Consider the following 13,718-nt stretch of genomic DNA (forward strand, 5'->3'; position numbering starts at 1 on the left):
TGCCGTCCCAGGGGTGCCGGTAGACCCGGTAGGTGGTCCAGCCGTTGCCCGTGCGCCGCGCGGCGTGCCGACAGCACTGTCGCAAGTGGAGCCCGGGAGGTCTGAAGATGGCGGCGAGATCAGAGGCCTATCAATGGACGGGTGCAGCACTGCTGCGCGCGAGCACCGCGCCCGGCGGGCTGGACCTGCCCGTTGACCTGGACCCGGACGATCCAGGCTTTGTCGACCGTGCGGTCCGCTGGCTGTCAGAAGTGGCTCATCGACCCGAGATCCACGCCGCCGTGGCCGCCGCGAGCCCAGCGCTGCTGAAGGCCATCCATGCGCTCACCTCCAGCGAGCACCCCGAACCGCGGCAGGCGCGCCGCGTGCTGATCGCCACGGCGTCGTACCTGCTGAGGTGGGACCGCCGCCCCATTCCGTTCGGCCTGTTCGCAGGCGTGGCCGTGGCGCGGTTCGGACGCTCAGCTCGTGTTACCTGGAGGCAGAACCACCAAGCGATGATCCGTGCCGATTCGAGCTGGCTCGGCGACGTCCTCGCGACCCTGCACAAGGATCCGGAACTGCTGGACCGGTTACCGATCATTGCCAACAGCGCCGGGTATGTGCGTGGCGGACGGTTGGTCGTCCCTGGGCTAGCACCTGACGGCGCGGCCCAGGACCTGGCGCCCGTCGAGGTGTCGGTGCGATACAGCCGACCCGTACGCGTCGCTGTAGAAGCAGCCCGGCGCCCCGTGCCGATCGGCGAACTCACAGTCGAGCTCGCCGAAAAGTTCCCTTCCGCCAGGGGCGAACAGATCAAGGACTTGCTGATCGGTCTGCTGGAGCAGAACGTATTGATCAGCGGCCTTCGAGCTCCCATGACCTGTACTGACGCCCTCGGCCACGCCTGTGACGAACTCCGGGCCGCAGGGGCTCACAACGTCCCAGCGATCAGCGGCCTTGTGGACACCTTGTCCAGGGTGCATCGGGCGATCTCGGTGAACAGCCCGGCGGCCGGTCCTCCGTGGAGGAGCTTGACGGAGGAGATGAGAACCGTCAGCCAGGTGGCCTCCACGCCGCTGGCTGTCGACATGGCCTTGGACTGCGACGTGCAGCTTCCCGAACAGATGGCCCGCGAAGCCCGTGACGCCGTCGAAGTTCTCTACCGGCTGTCGCCATACCCGTTCGGCTATCCAGCCTGGCGCGACTACCACACCCGGTTCCTAACCCGGTACGGAACGGGCGCTGTGGTGCGGGTCCTGGACCTGGTCGCCGACAGCGGACTTGGGCTGCCAGCGGAGTATCTCGGCTCGCCGTGGGGGCGCGCAGTTCGGGCCGTGACCGAGCGCGAAGAGCACATGCTGACTTTGATCCAGGAAGCCACGATGGGCGGCGGCGACGAGATCGTCTTGACCGACGAGGCGATCGAGCGCCTCTCGGCCGGCGACGGCACGGGGGTGAGCCTGCCATCACGTGTCGAGATTGCGGTGGAGGTCTGCGCTGCTTCGTTGGAGGCGTTGAATCGTGGGCGGTTCGTGCTATGGGTGACCGGCACTCCTCGGCCAGGCAGCAGCATGATCGGCCGACATGCGCACCTGCTGCCGCCCGACAGCCGAGACCTCCTCGTGCGGAGCTTCGCTGTATCCGCACCGGACACAGTCGCTGCGCAGTTGACCTTCCCGCCGCGAAAGCGCCGCAACGAGAACATAGCCCGCACCCAGCAGCTCCTCCCCACCGTGATCGCCCTGGGAGACCATCGTCCCCACAGGGAGGATCAGATTCCCTTGGCCGATCTCGCGGTAACGGCAGACAAGGATCGGTTTCACCTCGTTCGGATATCCACCGGTCAGATTGTCGAGCCGCGTGTGGCGCACGCGCTGGAAGCCGGCATCCATACCCCTCCGCTCGCACGGTTCCTCGCCGAGATCTCCACCTCGCGATGCGCGGTATACAAGGCATTCCACTTCGGCGTCGCCGCCCAGATGCCCTTCCTGCCCCGCGTCCGCTTCAGACGCACCATCCTCGCCCCAGCCCGGTGGCTGCTCTCCGCAGATGAGCTACCAGGCCATGCTGCTCCGGCAGCAGAGTGGGAAAAGTCCCTCGACGCCTGGCGCAAGCGGTGGCGAGTGCCCGAACACGTCGCGATGGTCGAACATGATCGGCGGCAACCCGTGGACCTGGGCCATCGGCTTCACCGGCTGCTCTTGCGCACCCGCCTGAACAACGCCGGCCGTCTCGAGCTCCGCGAGACCTCCGCGCCCGACGAGCTGGCATGGATCGGCCGCGCTCATGAGATCGTCATCCCCTTCACCAGAGCCCTGGATCCCGTACGACCACCCGGCAACCGGCGCCCCCTTCTGCCCGAGATCGAAGCCTTACCCGGACGATCGGCCGTCCTGTACGTACAGATCCACGGCCACCCAGCGCGCTGCGATGAACTGCTGACCGAACACACGGCCAAGCTCATCAGCGCCTTCGGCCAGGACCCGCCGCACTGGTGGTTCCGGCGTCACCGTGAGATCCGGCGTCCCGAGGTCGATCCCTACCTGGCCCTCTACCTTCGCCTCTCATCGCCCGCGGCATATGGCGCCGCTGCCGAGAAAGTCAGTGACTGGGCAGCCGACCTGCGCCGCGAACGCCTCGTTTCTCACATCACCCTCGCCACCTACCAACCCCAGACCGGCCGTTACGGCCACGGTGCAGCAATGGACGCGGCCCTAAACGTCTTCGCCGCCGATTCCAGCGCGGCCACTACCCAGATCATCACCGCCACCAGGGCGGGACTACATCCACAGGCGCTCGCTGCGGCGAGCATGGTCGACCTGACGATCAGCTTCATCGGCGCCCCGAGCGAAGGCTTGCACTGGCTCCTCCAGGAGCTACCCCAACAGCACGGCCTCCTCGGCCCCGAAGTCCGTGACCAAGCCCTCGCCCTGGCCGACCCCGACCGCGAATGGTCGAACCTGCACGCCCTGCCCAGCGGGCCCGAGTTGACCGCGGCCTGGGAACGGCGCGCCGCGGCTCTCGCCGCCTACCGCAAGCAACTTGACGACGAACGCGACGCCCACCGTGTTCTGCACTCCCTGCTGCACCTCCACCACAACCGTGCGGTTGGTGTCGACACCGACCAAGAGCGGGTCGCCCACAGGCTCGTACGCACCTGCGCCCTCCGCCAAACGGCCTCCCAACGAGGGCCGATGACGTGAGCGCTCCAACCAAGATCCGCTCCGACCTGGCCGACGCCGCCGACCAGTACGCCGCGCTCCTGGCCCGTCCCGAACCTCCATCAGCCGACCGGCCCTGGCTCGCCCAAGCCCTCCACAAAGGAGCCGTTGGAACCGCCCTCCTCCACATCGAACGCGCCCGGTGCGGTCGGGGAAGCTGGCAGCAGGCGCATACCTGGATCACTCACGCCGTCGCTGGGGAGGTCAGCGCGGCCCACACTTCGGGCCTCTACCTCGGCGCCCCCGCTATCGCCTTCGTTCTCGACACCGCCGCTGGGTCAGAAAGCCGCTACCAGAACGGCCTCGCCGACGTCGACCGGTACGTGGCGGCACTCGCCCATCATCGCGTCGACTTGGCCGCCGCCCGAGTGAAGCGTGAAGACCTCCCCGAATTCCACGAGTACGACGTCTTCTTCGGCCTGACGGGTATCGGGGCCCTACTGCTACGGCGTGATCCCCGCGGAAGCGCGATGGAACGGGTGCTGACCTACTTGGTCGACCTCACCCGCCCCGTTCCCGGCCCGGACGGCCGCAGCGTCCCCGGATGGTGGGTTGGCCACGATCCGCACCGCCGAGAGTCCGCACAGTTCCGCGCCGGTCACGGCAATTTCGGGTTTGCCCACGGGATCACCGGTCCGTTGGCTCTACTCAGCCATGCCGCGCGAGGCGGCGTGATGGTCGATGGCCACGCCGACGCCATCCACCGCATCACCGCATGGCTGGACGCATGGCGGCAAGACTCCGACAAGGGCCCATGGTGGCCAGAGTGGATCACACTTGCGGAGCTGCGCGCCCAGCGCCCCAACCAGCTCGGACCCCACCGGCCGAGCTGGTGCTACGGAACTCCGGGGATCGCACGCGGCGGACAACTCGCTGGCCTGGCAAGCGGAAATCCCCATCTCCGACGCACCTATGAAGAAGCGCTCCTGCGCTGCCTCCAAGACCCGGCTCAGCAAGCCAAGATCACCGATGCCGGCATCTGCCACGGCCTCGCCGGGCTCTATCAGACGGCCTGGCGAGCCGCTCAGGACGCCGCATGCCCGGCGCTCGCGGCCTGCCTCCCGGATCTCGCCGACCGCCTTGGCCAATACGCGCACCCCAACGCGGCGAGGGGAAGCGGGTTCCTCGAAGGCAACGCCGGGACCGCCCTCGCTCTCACCTCCGCCGCCAGCGGCTCTGCACCGACCTCGGGATGGGACAGATGCTTGTTGATCAGCTAGTCGGGTCACCGACCGAACAAGCCGTGATCGCAGTACTGGTCGGCGCGCCCCTCGCCGAGACGGCCGTCGCGGCCGGCCTGGAGCCAACCGACCTGGCCGAAGCTGTCACGACCTACCGGCTGGGCGGGCGCCAGGCCCTGACCGAGCAGGAGGTGGCCAAATGGCGGCAGATCTACGTCCGCTTCCCCCACTGGGAGTTCAGCGAACAGACGGCCGTCACCCATCTGGCTCCGTTTCTGCGCCAAGCCGAGACCGACGGACTGATCAGCACATGGTGGTTCATGCGAAAGCACCCTTGCTGGAGGCTGCGCCTTATCCCCGGCCCCGCGGCCGATTCCCTCCAGGACCCGATCGGGACGGCGTTGGCCGACCTGGCTGAGAGCGAGGCGATCGACGGCTGGTGGCCCGGTGTGTATGAGGCCGAAACCGCCGCCTTCGGCGGCCAAGACGGCATGACCGCTGCGCACCAACTCTTCCACGACGACAGCCGCGCGATCCTGCGGCGCCTTGCCGGAACCAACATCGGCCTCGGACGCCGCGAACTGTCCCTCCTGCTGTGCGGCACACTGATGAACTCGGCAGGGCTGGAGTGGTACGAACAAGGCGACGTCTGGCACCGAGTCGCGCGCGAGCGACCGCTTCCTCCCGAAGTCCCCGCCCGCAAACTCGATGCGATGGCCGACAGTCTCCGGACCTTGATGCTCGCCGACACCTCCAGGGCAGGAGCGCTCTTCGACACCAGTGGGCCTCTCACCCACGCTGCCGACTGGGCAGAATCCTTCCGCCGTGCCGGTCAGATTCTCGGCGCCTGTGCCCGATCCGGAAGGCTTCAGCGAGGGCTCCGGGACGTCCTGAGCTACCACATCATCTTCCACTGGAACCGTCTCGGGCTCCCCGCCCGCCAGCAGAGCGTCCTGGCTTGGGCCGCCCGGGCGGCGATCTTTGGGCCGTCCTCGGAGACCGTGTCTGCTGCAAACCCTCGCCGTGCCGGATCTCGGACAAGTGCTCCTGCCGACCTCACCCACATTGCAGGTCGATTCCCGCTGATCATCCAGCCCAGGCCGCGCGGCACCAGCCTCAATGACCGCGTGCGCCAGGTGCGCGACTGTGCCTCCACCTGCGTTGAAACAACTCAGGCAGAAGAAAGGATCGACCTCACCTGCACAGCCTGGAATTTGGCCGCGCTCATTGCCGCAGACTGCGCGCTCACCGACCTGGCGATCGACCTGTGCGAACGGCAGTTCCAAATCTTCCAGTCAGCCTGGCCACTGTCCGGCCGTACGGCCATTGCCGCACTCCAGCCCATCGTGAATCTCGCCCGCCTCGACCTTCGTGCCCGCAACCCGGAACGGGCCTACCAGACACTCCTCCAACTCCATCGCGCGATCCATCACGGCGGTGATGTCGAGGTTCGCGGCACGCCAATCTGCTTCGATGGCTTCACCTCCTCCGCCGCTGCTCGCACCAACGTGGAACCATGGCTCAGAACCGTCCTCCGCGAGGACGGCACCCGAGCCCTTGCAGCTGCCGGGCAGTGGCAGCGAGCGGCCTGCAACGCTGCTGAACACGCGGTGCCTGGTGGGGGGATCGATGAAGCCGTCCAGATGACGATCGTCAGCCAGACGATGAACGGTCACTTCGATGCCGCTTACTCCACCTTCCCCACGGTCAACCTCAGCGCTCCATGGGATCAAGCGACCGTGCACTGCCTGCGCACTTTCGTCGACATCGCCTGCGGGCAGCCGGACCTCAGCGTTCTTCCCTCGTTGCTGGTCACCGCTCGCCACACCGTCCATCGGCCGGACCGCAGGAGAGTGACGACCCAGATCCGACTGGGCTTGGCCGCGGTCGACCTCTCCTTAGAGCTCGACCCGAATCAGGCGAAGCTTCTGTACGCCGAGGTAGCCGAAGCCGCTTCCAGATCCGGCGATGCCTTCGCCGCGCGGGAAGTACTGAAACACCCCCAGAAAGAAGGGCTCAGCTCGGCTCAGAATGCCGCGCTCACAGAGCTCGTCGAGCGGGCTGCCCTCGGACGGGGGAGTATTCAGCCGGACCTTCTGGCTGAACTAACAGATTCGGTCGAAACGGCCGGCCAGGTCCTTCGGGACGCTCTCTCCGGGTGACGGCTGCTTCTGGAGAAGCAGGCACCGCGCAGAAAGCACCGCGGCCGGGGCCCGTCGTCGTCCTGGCGATGTCCATGGAAGCTCGGTCGCGTTCGGAGCGCCGCGCGATCTCGGCGGGGGAGTGGGGCCCAGCACAGGGGGCAGATCTCCGTGGTATATGGCGCGGGCGGTTGTTGCAGGCGGACATCGGCGGCGTTCTGGTCGCCCGGGTGGAACGCGGAATGTCCGACCGCGGCGCACAGTAAGCCAGCCCACCGGTGGAGACGCACCCCTCGGCCAGACGACGCCTGGCCGAGGGGTGCGTAGCGGGAGCCTCTCCCGTTACTGGGCCTATGCGATCTGATCGAGCATCCGGGACACGCTCGGCTCGGACCGCCGACGCTGGGTCGCGACAGGGCTGGTCGCCCGGATCCAGGACACTCCGACCTTGCTCGTGAGGGCCTCGGCTCTGAGGGAACGACCGCGCGCGACTGGACTGATGACGACACCGTCCAGCGGGTCCCTGAGGCCGGCGATCAGGAAGCTGGCTTTGTTGCGGGTGGAGCTGGCCGTGTCCGCGCGGCCCGGTTCGCGAAGCCCGAACAGACTGCCGAGAGGACTGGGAGAGATCTCTGTTTCCCCGCTTGGGGCGGTGAGCGAGCCTCTGTGGAATCGCTGGCTACTCGTCCCGTAGAGGACGTGTGAGGTGCGTGCCAGAGCCTTCATGGAATCCTCCGATCGTTTTGCTGACGAGCCACAATGAAACCCTGAGAATTCAGGTTGTTAAATGAGGAGAACGTTCGCTGGGCACAACTGACCAGCAGCGCGATGCGGCTGCTGAGCGCTGAAGGCGCCGCAGAGAACCCTGGTCCAGGAGGTGTAGGCCTAAGTTGTCGCTACTGGCTACTTGTGCTGATTGGTAAGGAACACTCGCCGGCCGGTGGGTCCTGGTGAGGAGAAGCGTGGCCTTTGAACGCCCATCCAAAGACGGGCGGCAGGTGAACGCGGCGCCGCACGATGATCCCGGCTGGCCTCCCCGTCTCCGGAACGGATAAAGCCAGGTGGGGTAACCATGCTGGTCGCCGTCCTCAACTAGGAGGACGTTCGCCTGGTGTCTCTTGATCACCGAATCCACTGTTTGCCCAGCTGAGGGTTCGGAGTCTGGCGACTGCCTGATCTCGGGTGAGGAGATCCAGGTTGTGGCAGGGCGGGTGCTGGGGGCCGTCGGTGGTGACGAAGTGAGTGGGGCCGTACGGCCAGGGGCCGTTGAACAGCGCGATGAGGTCTGTCGAAGGTCGACCTTCGAGTGTTTGGTGGACAACGTCAGCGTCGTCTCCTGGTGTCGCCAGCCAGAGCACTGGCGGTTGCTCCACCATGCCCGCGGCAGTGGTCCCGGCAGCCCTTCTCTCGAGGTGTTCGATCGCGTCCTCCAGGGTGTCGGTGATGTGCACGACGGGCGCCAGGTGCAACGGGATTTGTAGGGAGGCGGCGCCGAGTAGGCGCTCCAGGTCGGGACGCGCGATGACGACATCGCATCCCTCTGCGCCACGGGCCAGGGCGTCGACCAGCACGGTCCGAAGCAGGCGCTGGGCGCCAGGGCCGATGACGCCGGCTCCCTGAGGGTGGCTGAAGGCTCGGGCCAGGAACGGGTCAGGGGCCGAACCATCGCACGCGCACTGGTTGAGTCCCGGTGTGGTGAGGCGGATGAGCCACTGGATCATGGGTGAGTGGGTGGCCTTGCGTAGACGGTTCATTCTCGCTCCGGTCGATCGGCGGCGGGGCACCCTGATCAAACCGGGTTCTGCCAGCTCACAGGCCTGATCGAAACGCCTCATGGTGGTAAGTGACCAGGGTTCGGCGGCCCGATTCAGGGGTGCTGGTCTCTAGGAGACCGCCTTTGGCGGCAGCTCTGGGGAGTCCCAGCTGTGGTGGCGGGGCTGTCGGTGGTCACTTTGCTCGTTGACGCCAAACGCTCATCGGCCAGCTTGTAACGCTATTCACTCGTGTCGATACTCTCTGTCATGGGAGGTGTGAGTGAGTACCGAGCTGGAACAGACGGCCACCAGGCTGTTGAAGGGCATCGTCGCCGATGATCTGCTCGTCCCTTACGCCCAGCTGCTCGGCTCAGACGGGTGTCTGCCCTCCGAAGCCGCCGAGGTGCTCGGCGGCCCGGAAGTCGTCGAGGCGTTGAAGGAGACCGGGCTGGCTTATGTCATGCCACTGGGGATGGCGGTTCCTGCACGGCTCGTCGCCACCGCGCCGGACCTGGCCCTCCAAGGGACGCTCGCCGCGCTTTCTCGCAAGCTGGTCGATGACCAGCAACGGCTGCTGGACGGTCAGCGGCGCATGGTCGACATGCACCCCTTCCCCGGCGTGATGGAAGGCCAAGCCGATCAATTGGTGCGGATCCTCACAGACCGCACCGAGATCACAGACACCTCACGCTCACTGCTGGGAACCGCAAGACGGCACTGGTTGACCTTGGAGAACTTCGCCATGGAACGGCCGCTGGAAGAACTGGCTGGGATGCCTCCCCTTCCCGCGTTCGAAGGCAACGTTTTGAGCCGGACCATCTATCAGGCGTCCTGTGCCGAACACCCTGTCGGCGCCAAGATCATCCGAATGCACGGTGAGGCCGGTGAAGAGGCCAGGATCCTGCCTGAGATCGGCATGAAGATGAAGCTGGCCGACGAGGCGGTGGCGCTGCTGCCGCTGACTCCGACCGGATTGCCCGGTGCCCTGCTGATCAAGTCGCCGGTGATCGTCGCCGCCTTGCGTGAGTACTTCGAACTGTTGTGGCAGCGCGCGGTTCCGCTGGGGGAGGCCGAGCCCCAGTTGCCGCTCAAGCCGATCCAGAGGTCGATCCTGCGGATGCTGGCGCAGGGGATGACCGACGACGGGATCTCGCGGCGGATCGGGCTGAAGACCAGCAGCGTGCGGCGCCACGTCAGTGCGATCAGCAAAGAGCTCGGCACCACCAGCCGTGTCGCTATGGGCGCCGCAGCCGCCCGCCGCGGCTGGATCAAATAACACGATGCGTCTGGAGCACATCAGCGATGCCCGACTACCTGGACTTCGTCCCCACCGAGCGCTTCCGCGGGCAAGTGGCCCTGTCCCCGGATGCCGAGACCGTGGCCTACTGCAGCAACGCCGGAGGGTCCTTCGACGTATGGACGATTCCGACCGTCGGCGGGGCGCCGCGCCGACTGACCCGGCTCGAAGGCCGGGCGGCGTGCCAGCTCGCATGGTGGCCGGATGACAAAGGCCTGGTGTTCACTGCCGACCGCAACGGCGATGAGCAGTACCGCATCTACCGCATCGGTACAGACGGTGAGGAGCTCACTGAGATCAGCACCGGTCCGGACTGTCAGCGAGTTTTGGCGGATGCCCCATTCGGTGCGGAAGGCCGGTATCTGCTCTACGCGGCCAACGACCGTGACCGCACTGTGCAGGACATCCTCGTGCGGGACCTGTCGGACGACACTGAACGCCGGATCATTCCTCCAGACGGAGTCAACTTCACCCCGGCCAGCATGTCGCCCGACGGCCGGTGGCTGCTGGCGGCCGGCCTTCGGTCCAACACTGACATCGCCATCTACCTCATCGACCTCACCGATCCCGACCTCGGAGCCGTATGCGTTACCGCTGAACATGGGAGCGGCTACTTCGGCCCGGGACCGTGGACACCGGACTCGACCGCCTTCTACCTGTCCACCGACGTGTGGGGCGAGTTCACCGCCATCGGCCGGTACACCCTGACCGACGCCTCGATGGAACGCATCAGCAACGACGACTGGGACGTCGAGCACATCGAAGCCGCCGGCGAGATGCTCGTCTGGTCCCTCAACCAAGGAGGACGTTCCGTGCTGCGTGCCACGCGGAACGGAAACGAACTCGCGCTCGCGGACCTCCCGCAGGGAGTCATCGACGTGATCGCACTCAGCCCGGACGGGCAACGGATCGTCCTGGAGATCGACACCGCGACGCGACCCAGCGAGCTCGGGGTCCTCGACCCGGCGGGTGGGTTCCGGTACCTCACCGACACGCGGCCACCCGCAGTTCAGGTGATCGATCCAGTCGAGCCCGACCTGAACACCTACTCGTCCTCCGGCGGACGCCACATACATGCTCTGCTCTACCGGCCCAGGACCCCAGGCCCGCATCCGGTCCTGCTCTCGGTCCACGGCGGTCCAGAAGCCCAGGAACGTCCCGAGTACGCCTATGCCGGCCTCTACCAGTACCTCCTTCATGAGGGCGTCGCGGTGCTGGCACCTAACATCGCCGGCTCCACGGGCTACGGCCTCACCCACCAAAAGCTCATCTACCGCGACTGGGGTGGGATCGATCTGGTCGACCTCGATCACGCGGTTCGCCACCTGACCACGCTTCCCGGCATTGACGCCGACCGCATCGCCGTCATGGGGGGCTCCTACGGAGGCTTCGCCGCCTTGTCCTGCCTGTCTCGGTTGCCATATCGATGGGCGGCCGGGGTGTCGTTCTGCGGCCCCTCCAACCTGGTCACTCTCGCTCGGGCCTGCCCACCCACCTGGCGGCCCACGGTCGACGCTGTTCTGGGCAACCCCGACACCGACGCCGAACACCTCACCCGCCGGTCGCCGATCACCTACGCCGACGCCATCACCGCACCACTGCTGGTCCTCCAGGGCGCTCATGATCCGCGCGTTCCGCAGGACGAGTCCGACCAGATCGTCACCAGGCTTCGAGCACGCGGCATCGACGTGCGCTACGACATCTATCCCGATGAGGGCCATGGATTCAGCAACCGCACCAACGAGATCAAGGCCTACGGAGACATCGCCCAGTTCCTCCTCACACACCTGATGAGAAAGTAGAAGGCTCAGTGTCGGGATTCCTATCGCCCCTCACCTTGTTCCGAGACCCGTCCGTGGCGCCCCTGTTCATCTCCCGCATCGTCTCCAGCGCGAGCGTCGGGTTCGGACAACTCGCCCTGGCCTGGGGCGTCATGGATCTGGGTTATGGCGCCCGAGGCCTGTCTCTGGTCATGGCCTGTAACGCGTTCCCGGCCCTGCTCATCATCTGCGGCGGAGTCGCGGGGGACCGCTTCCGCCGGCACTACGTCCTCATGGGAGCCGAGACGTTGGCCTGCCTTTCCTGGCTGGCGATCGGTGCCGCGCTTTTCACCGGTAGAGCGCCCCTGGCGCTGCTGTGTGCGCTGGCCGCCGTCGGCGGCGTCGCGACCGCACTGTTCCTGCCCACGCTCCGCGGCATCATCGCCGACCTCCTCGACTCACCGAACCGGCCGGCCGGCAATGCGCTGATCAACCAGACACAGTCGATAGGCCTGCTCATCGGGCTCGTCTCGTCCGGGGCCATGGTCACTGCGGTCGGCCCAGCATGGTCTGCCTCGATGCGCGGTGTCCTGTGCGGGCTCAGCGTCGTACTGCTCAGCCGCCTTGCGACTTCTCGTCCCAGCGAACCCGGCACCGGACCGCTCCGAGACCTGCGGAACGGATGGCGCGAGTTCGGAGCACGCCCATGGGTGTGGATTATGACCTTGCAGTACACGGCGATCACCACTGCGGTGGTCTGTTACACCAAGATCGCTGGTCCGCTCTACGCCATCGACGGGCATGGCGGCGCCTGGTCTTGGGGCATCATCAGTGCCTGCGAACCTCTCGGGGCCGTGATGGGTGCATTGGTCGGCGCCCGCTGGCGTCCCGGCTGGCCTATGTCGGCGGCCGCGCTGCTGCCCGTGTCGGTCGCGTTTCCCATGCTCCTAATGGGAAGCAGAGCCCCCTGGCCGTCGATCGCCGCAGCAGCCGTCGTGCCCGGAGTACTCCAAGCCGTCTACTACGTTCTGTGGGCTACTGCCCTGCAGGAGCGGATCGCGCTGGACGTACTAGTTCGTGTTAACAGCTGGAACATGGTCGCCAGCTATCTCCTCATGCCACTGATCATGCTGGTGTCCGGACGACTGGCGACCATCCTGGGGGCCGAGGCGCTCGCGTTCTGGTCGGGAACCACGGCGATCATCGCAACGCTTTCCGCGCTGATCGGACTCCGACTGGTCGCCGGGAGAGAGAATTCTTCGAAAATCGAAACAAAAGAGGCTATGGCGTAAGTCGATCAGGTCTGCTTTCAGCGAAGGAGCGGGCTCAGATCTCGACTCAAACACTCGACCTTAGGCTGCTGCATGCGCTCTCTCGAAGAGAAGACCGTTCGACTGCTTGGCGGAGTCGTTGAAGCGCAAACTCTTCGTCTATATCTCCGCCTCTTCGTCGCAGATGGCTGTCCGGCGGATGAGGCTGCAGACCTCCTCGGGGGCGTGGATGAGGTAGAGACCCTGATCCACACCGGAATGGCCCAGGTCCGTGAACCGGCAGCTGGCTTGCCGGCTCGCCTAATGCCCGTCCCGATGGACGTAGTCCTGCAGCACACGCTCGTCGGTCTCGCTCGGAAGGCGCTGGCCGATTATGAAAGACTTCTGGGCGGTTACCAGCGTATGTGTGCCCTCGCTTCCTCCACACGCGAAGAGCCAGACGCGTCGGTGGGGCAGTTGGCGCGGCTCATCACCGACGCCGACGAAGTCAGCAGACTGACCAGCACGCTCCTAGGCTCAGTTCAGCGCGAGTGGTTGACCCTGAGCAACCATGCGCCGACAGAACCAATGGATGGAGCCGGTATCACTGCGACTCCCTCTCCAGTTGGTCGCGGTGCTCGATGTAGAGCCATCTACGATGGCGATCTCTTGGCGGAGACAGTCGCGCGCGACAAGATGGAATCAATAGCTGAGACCGGCATCGAAGTTCGGATCCTTCCTCGTATTCGCATGAGTCTGGGGCTCGCCGACGAGGGAGTTGCACTCCTTCCCCTCACCTCCTCCGAAACGGCCGGCGTGCTGCTCGTTCAGTCCTCGGTGATCGTGGGTGCGCTCTGGGAGTACTTCGAACTACTTTGGGAGAGGGCCATTCCATATGGGGGAAGTGGGGGCAATAGGAAAGGTTTACCGGAGATCCAGGTGAAAATCTTGCGCCTCCTGGTCCAGGGGTTGCCAGACGACGCCATTGCTCAACAGGTGAATCTAAGCCTGACCACGGTCCGTCGCCACATCAAGGCACTTCGAGAGAATCTCGATATCAAAACACGTTTCCAGCTCGGCGTGATCGCCGTCCAGCACGGCCTGGTGGACTGACTGTCAAGTCGCCACGGGA

Annotated in this window: 8 protein-coding genes; 7 read left to right on the forward strand and 1 reads right to left on the reverse strand. The window is 65.9% G+C overall.

The window, feature by feature from the left end; genetic code table 11:
* Positions 1-107 precede the first annotated feature (107 nt).
* From AB0H37_RS34690 to AB0H37_RS34700, 3 genes are read left to right on the forward strand one after another with little or no spacing between them, the layout of a single operon-like run.
* Positions 108-3,185 (forward strand): lantibiotic dehydratase, encoded by a 3,078-nt coding sequence (locus tag AB0H37_RS34690; RefSeq protein ID WP_360616946.1) that lies wholly within the window; start codon positions 108-110, stop codon positions 3,183-3,185.
* The gene (locus AB0H37_RS34695; protein WP_360616947.1) at positions 3,182-4,423 is read left to right on the forward strand and encodes a lanthionine synthetase C family protein; all 1,242 of its coding nucleotides are present in this window, start codon (positions 3,182-3,184) and stop codon (positions 4,421-4,423) included. Before AB0H37_RS34690 ends, AB0H37_RS34695 begins: the two co-directional genes overlap by 4 nt.
* A gap of 23 nt (positions 4,424-4,446) precedes the next feature.
* Positions 4,447-6,546 (forward strand): thiopeptide-type bacteriocin biosynthesis protein, encoded by a 2,100-nt coding sequence (locus AB0H37_RS34700; RefSeq protein ID WP_360616948.1) that lies wholly within the window; start codon positions 4,447-4,449, stop codon positions 6,544-6,546.
* Between the two features lie 1,067 nt (positions 6,547-7,613).
* Here AB0H37_RS34700 and AB0H37_RS34705 read toward each other — a convergent pair.
* The gene (locus tag AB0H37_RS34705; protein ID WP_360616949.1) at positions 7,614-8,246 is read right to left on the reverse strand and encodes a hypothetical protein; all 633 of its coding nucleotides are present in this window, start codon (positions 8,244-8,246) and stop codon (positions 7,614-7,616) included.
* A gap of 313 nt (positions 8,247-8,559) precedes the next feature.
* Between AB0H37_RS34705 and AB0H37_RS34710 the strand changes: the two genes are divergently transcribed.
* The 4 genes from AB0H37_RS34710 (at position 8,560) to AB0H37_RS34725 (ending at position 13,699) form a co-directional block, all read left to right on the forward strand.
* Positions 8,560-9,555, forward strand: coding sequence for a helix-turn-helix transcriptional regulator (locus AB0H37_RS34710; protein ID WP_360616950.1), 996 nt, complete (start codon positions 8,560-8,562; stop codon positions 9,553-9,555).
* Between the two features lie 26 nt (positions 9,556-9,581).
* A complete protein-coding gene (locus tag AB0H37_RS34715; protein ID WP_360616951.1) occupies positions 9,582-11,378 on the forward strand; it encodes a S9 family peptidase in 1,797 nt (598 codons plus the stop codon).
* A gap of 53 nt (positions 11,379-11,431) precedes the next feature.
* The gene (locus AB0H37_RS34720; protein WP_360616952.1) at positions 11,432-12,628 is read left to right on the forward strand and encodes an MFS transporter; all 1,197 of its coding nucleotides are present in this window, start codon (positions 11,432-11,434) and stop codon (positions 12,626-12,628) included.
* Between the two features lie 294 nt (positions 12,629-12,922).
* Positions 12,923-13,699, forward strand: coding sequence for a helix-turn-helix transcriptional regulator (locus AB0H37_RS34725; RefSeq protein ID WP_360616953.1), 777 nt, complete (start codon positions 12,923-12,925; stop codon positions 13,697-13,699).
* The last annotated feature ends 19 nt before the right edge of the window (positions 13,700-13,718 follow it).

Origin of the sequence: Actinomadura sp. NPDC023710 (genome assembly GCF_040639875.1) — a bacterium.
GTDB classification, from domain to species: Bacteria; Actinomycetota; Actinomycetes; order Streptosporangiales; family Streptosporangiaceae; genus Spirillospora; species Spirillospora citrea.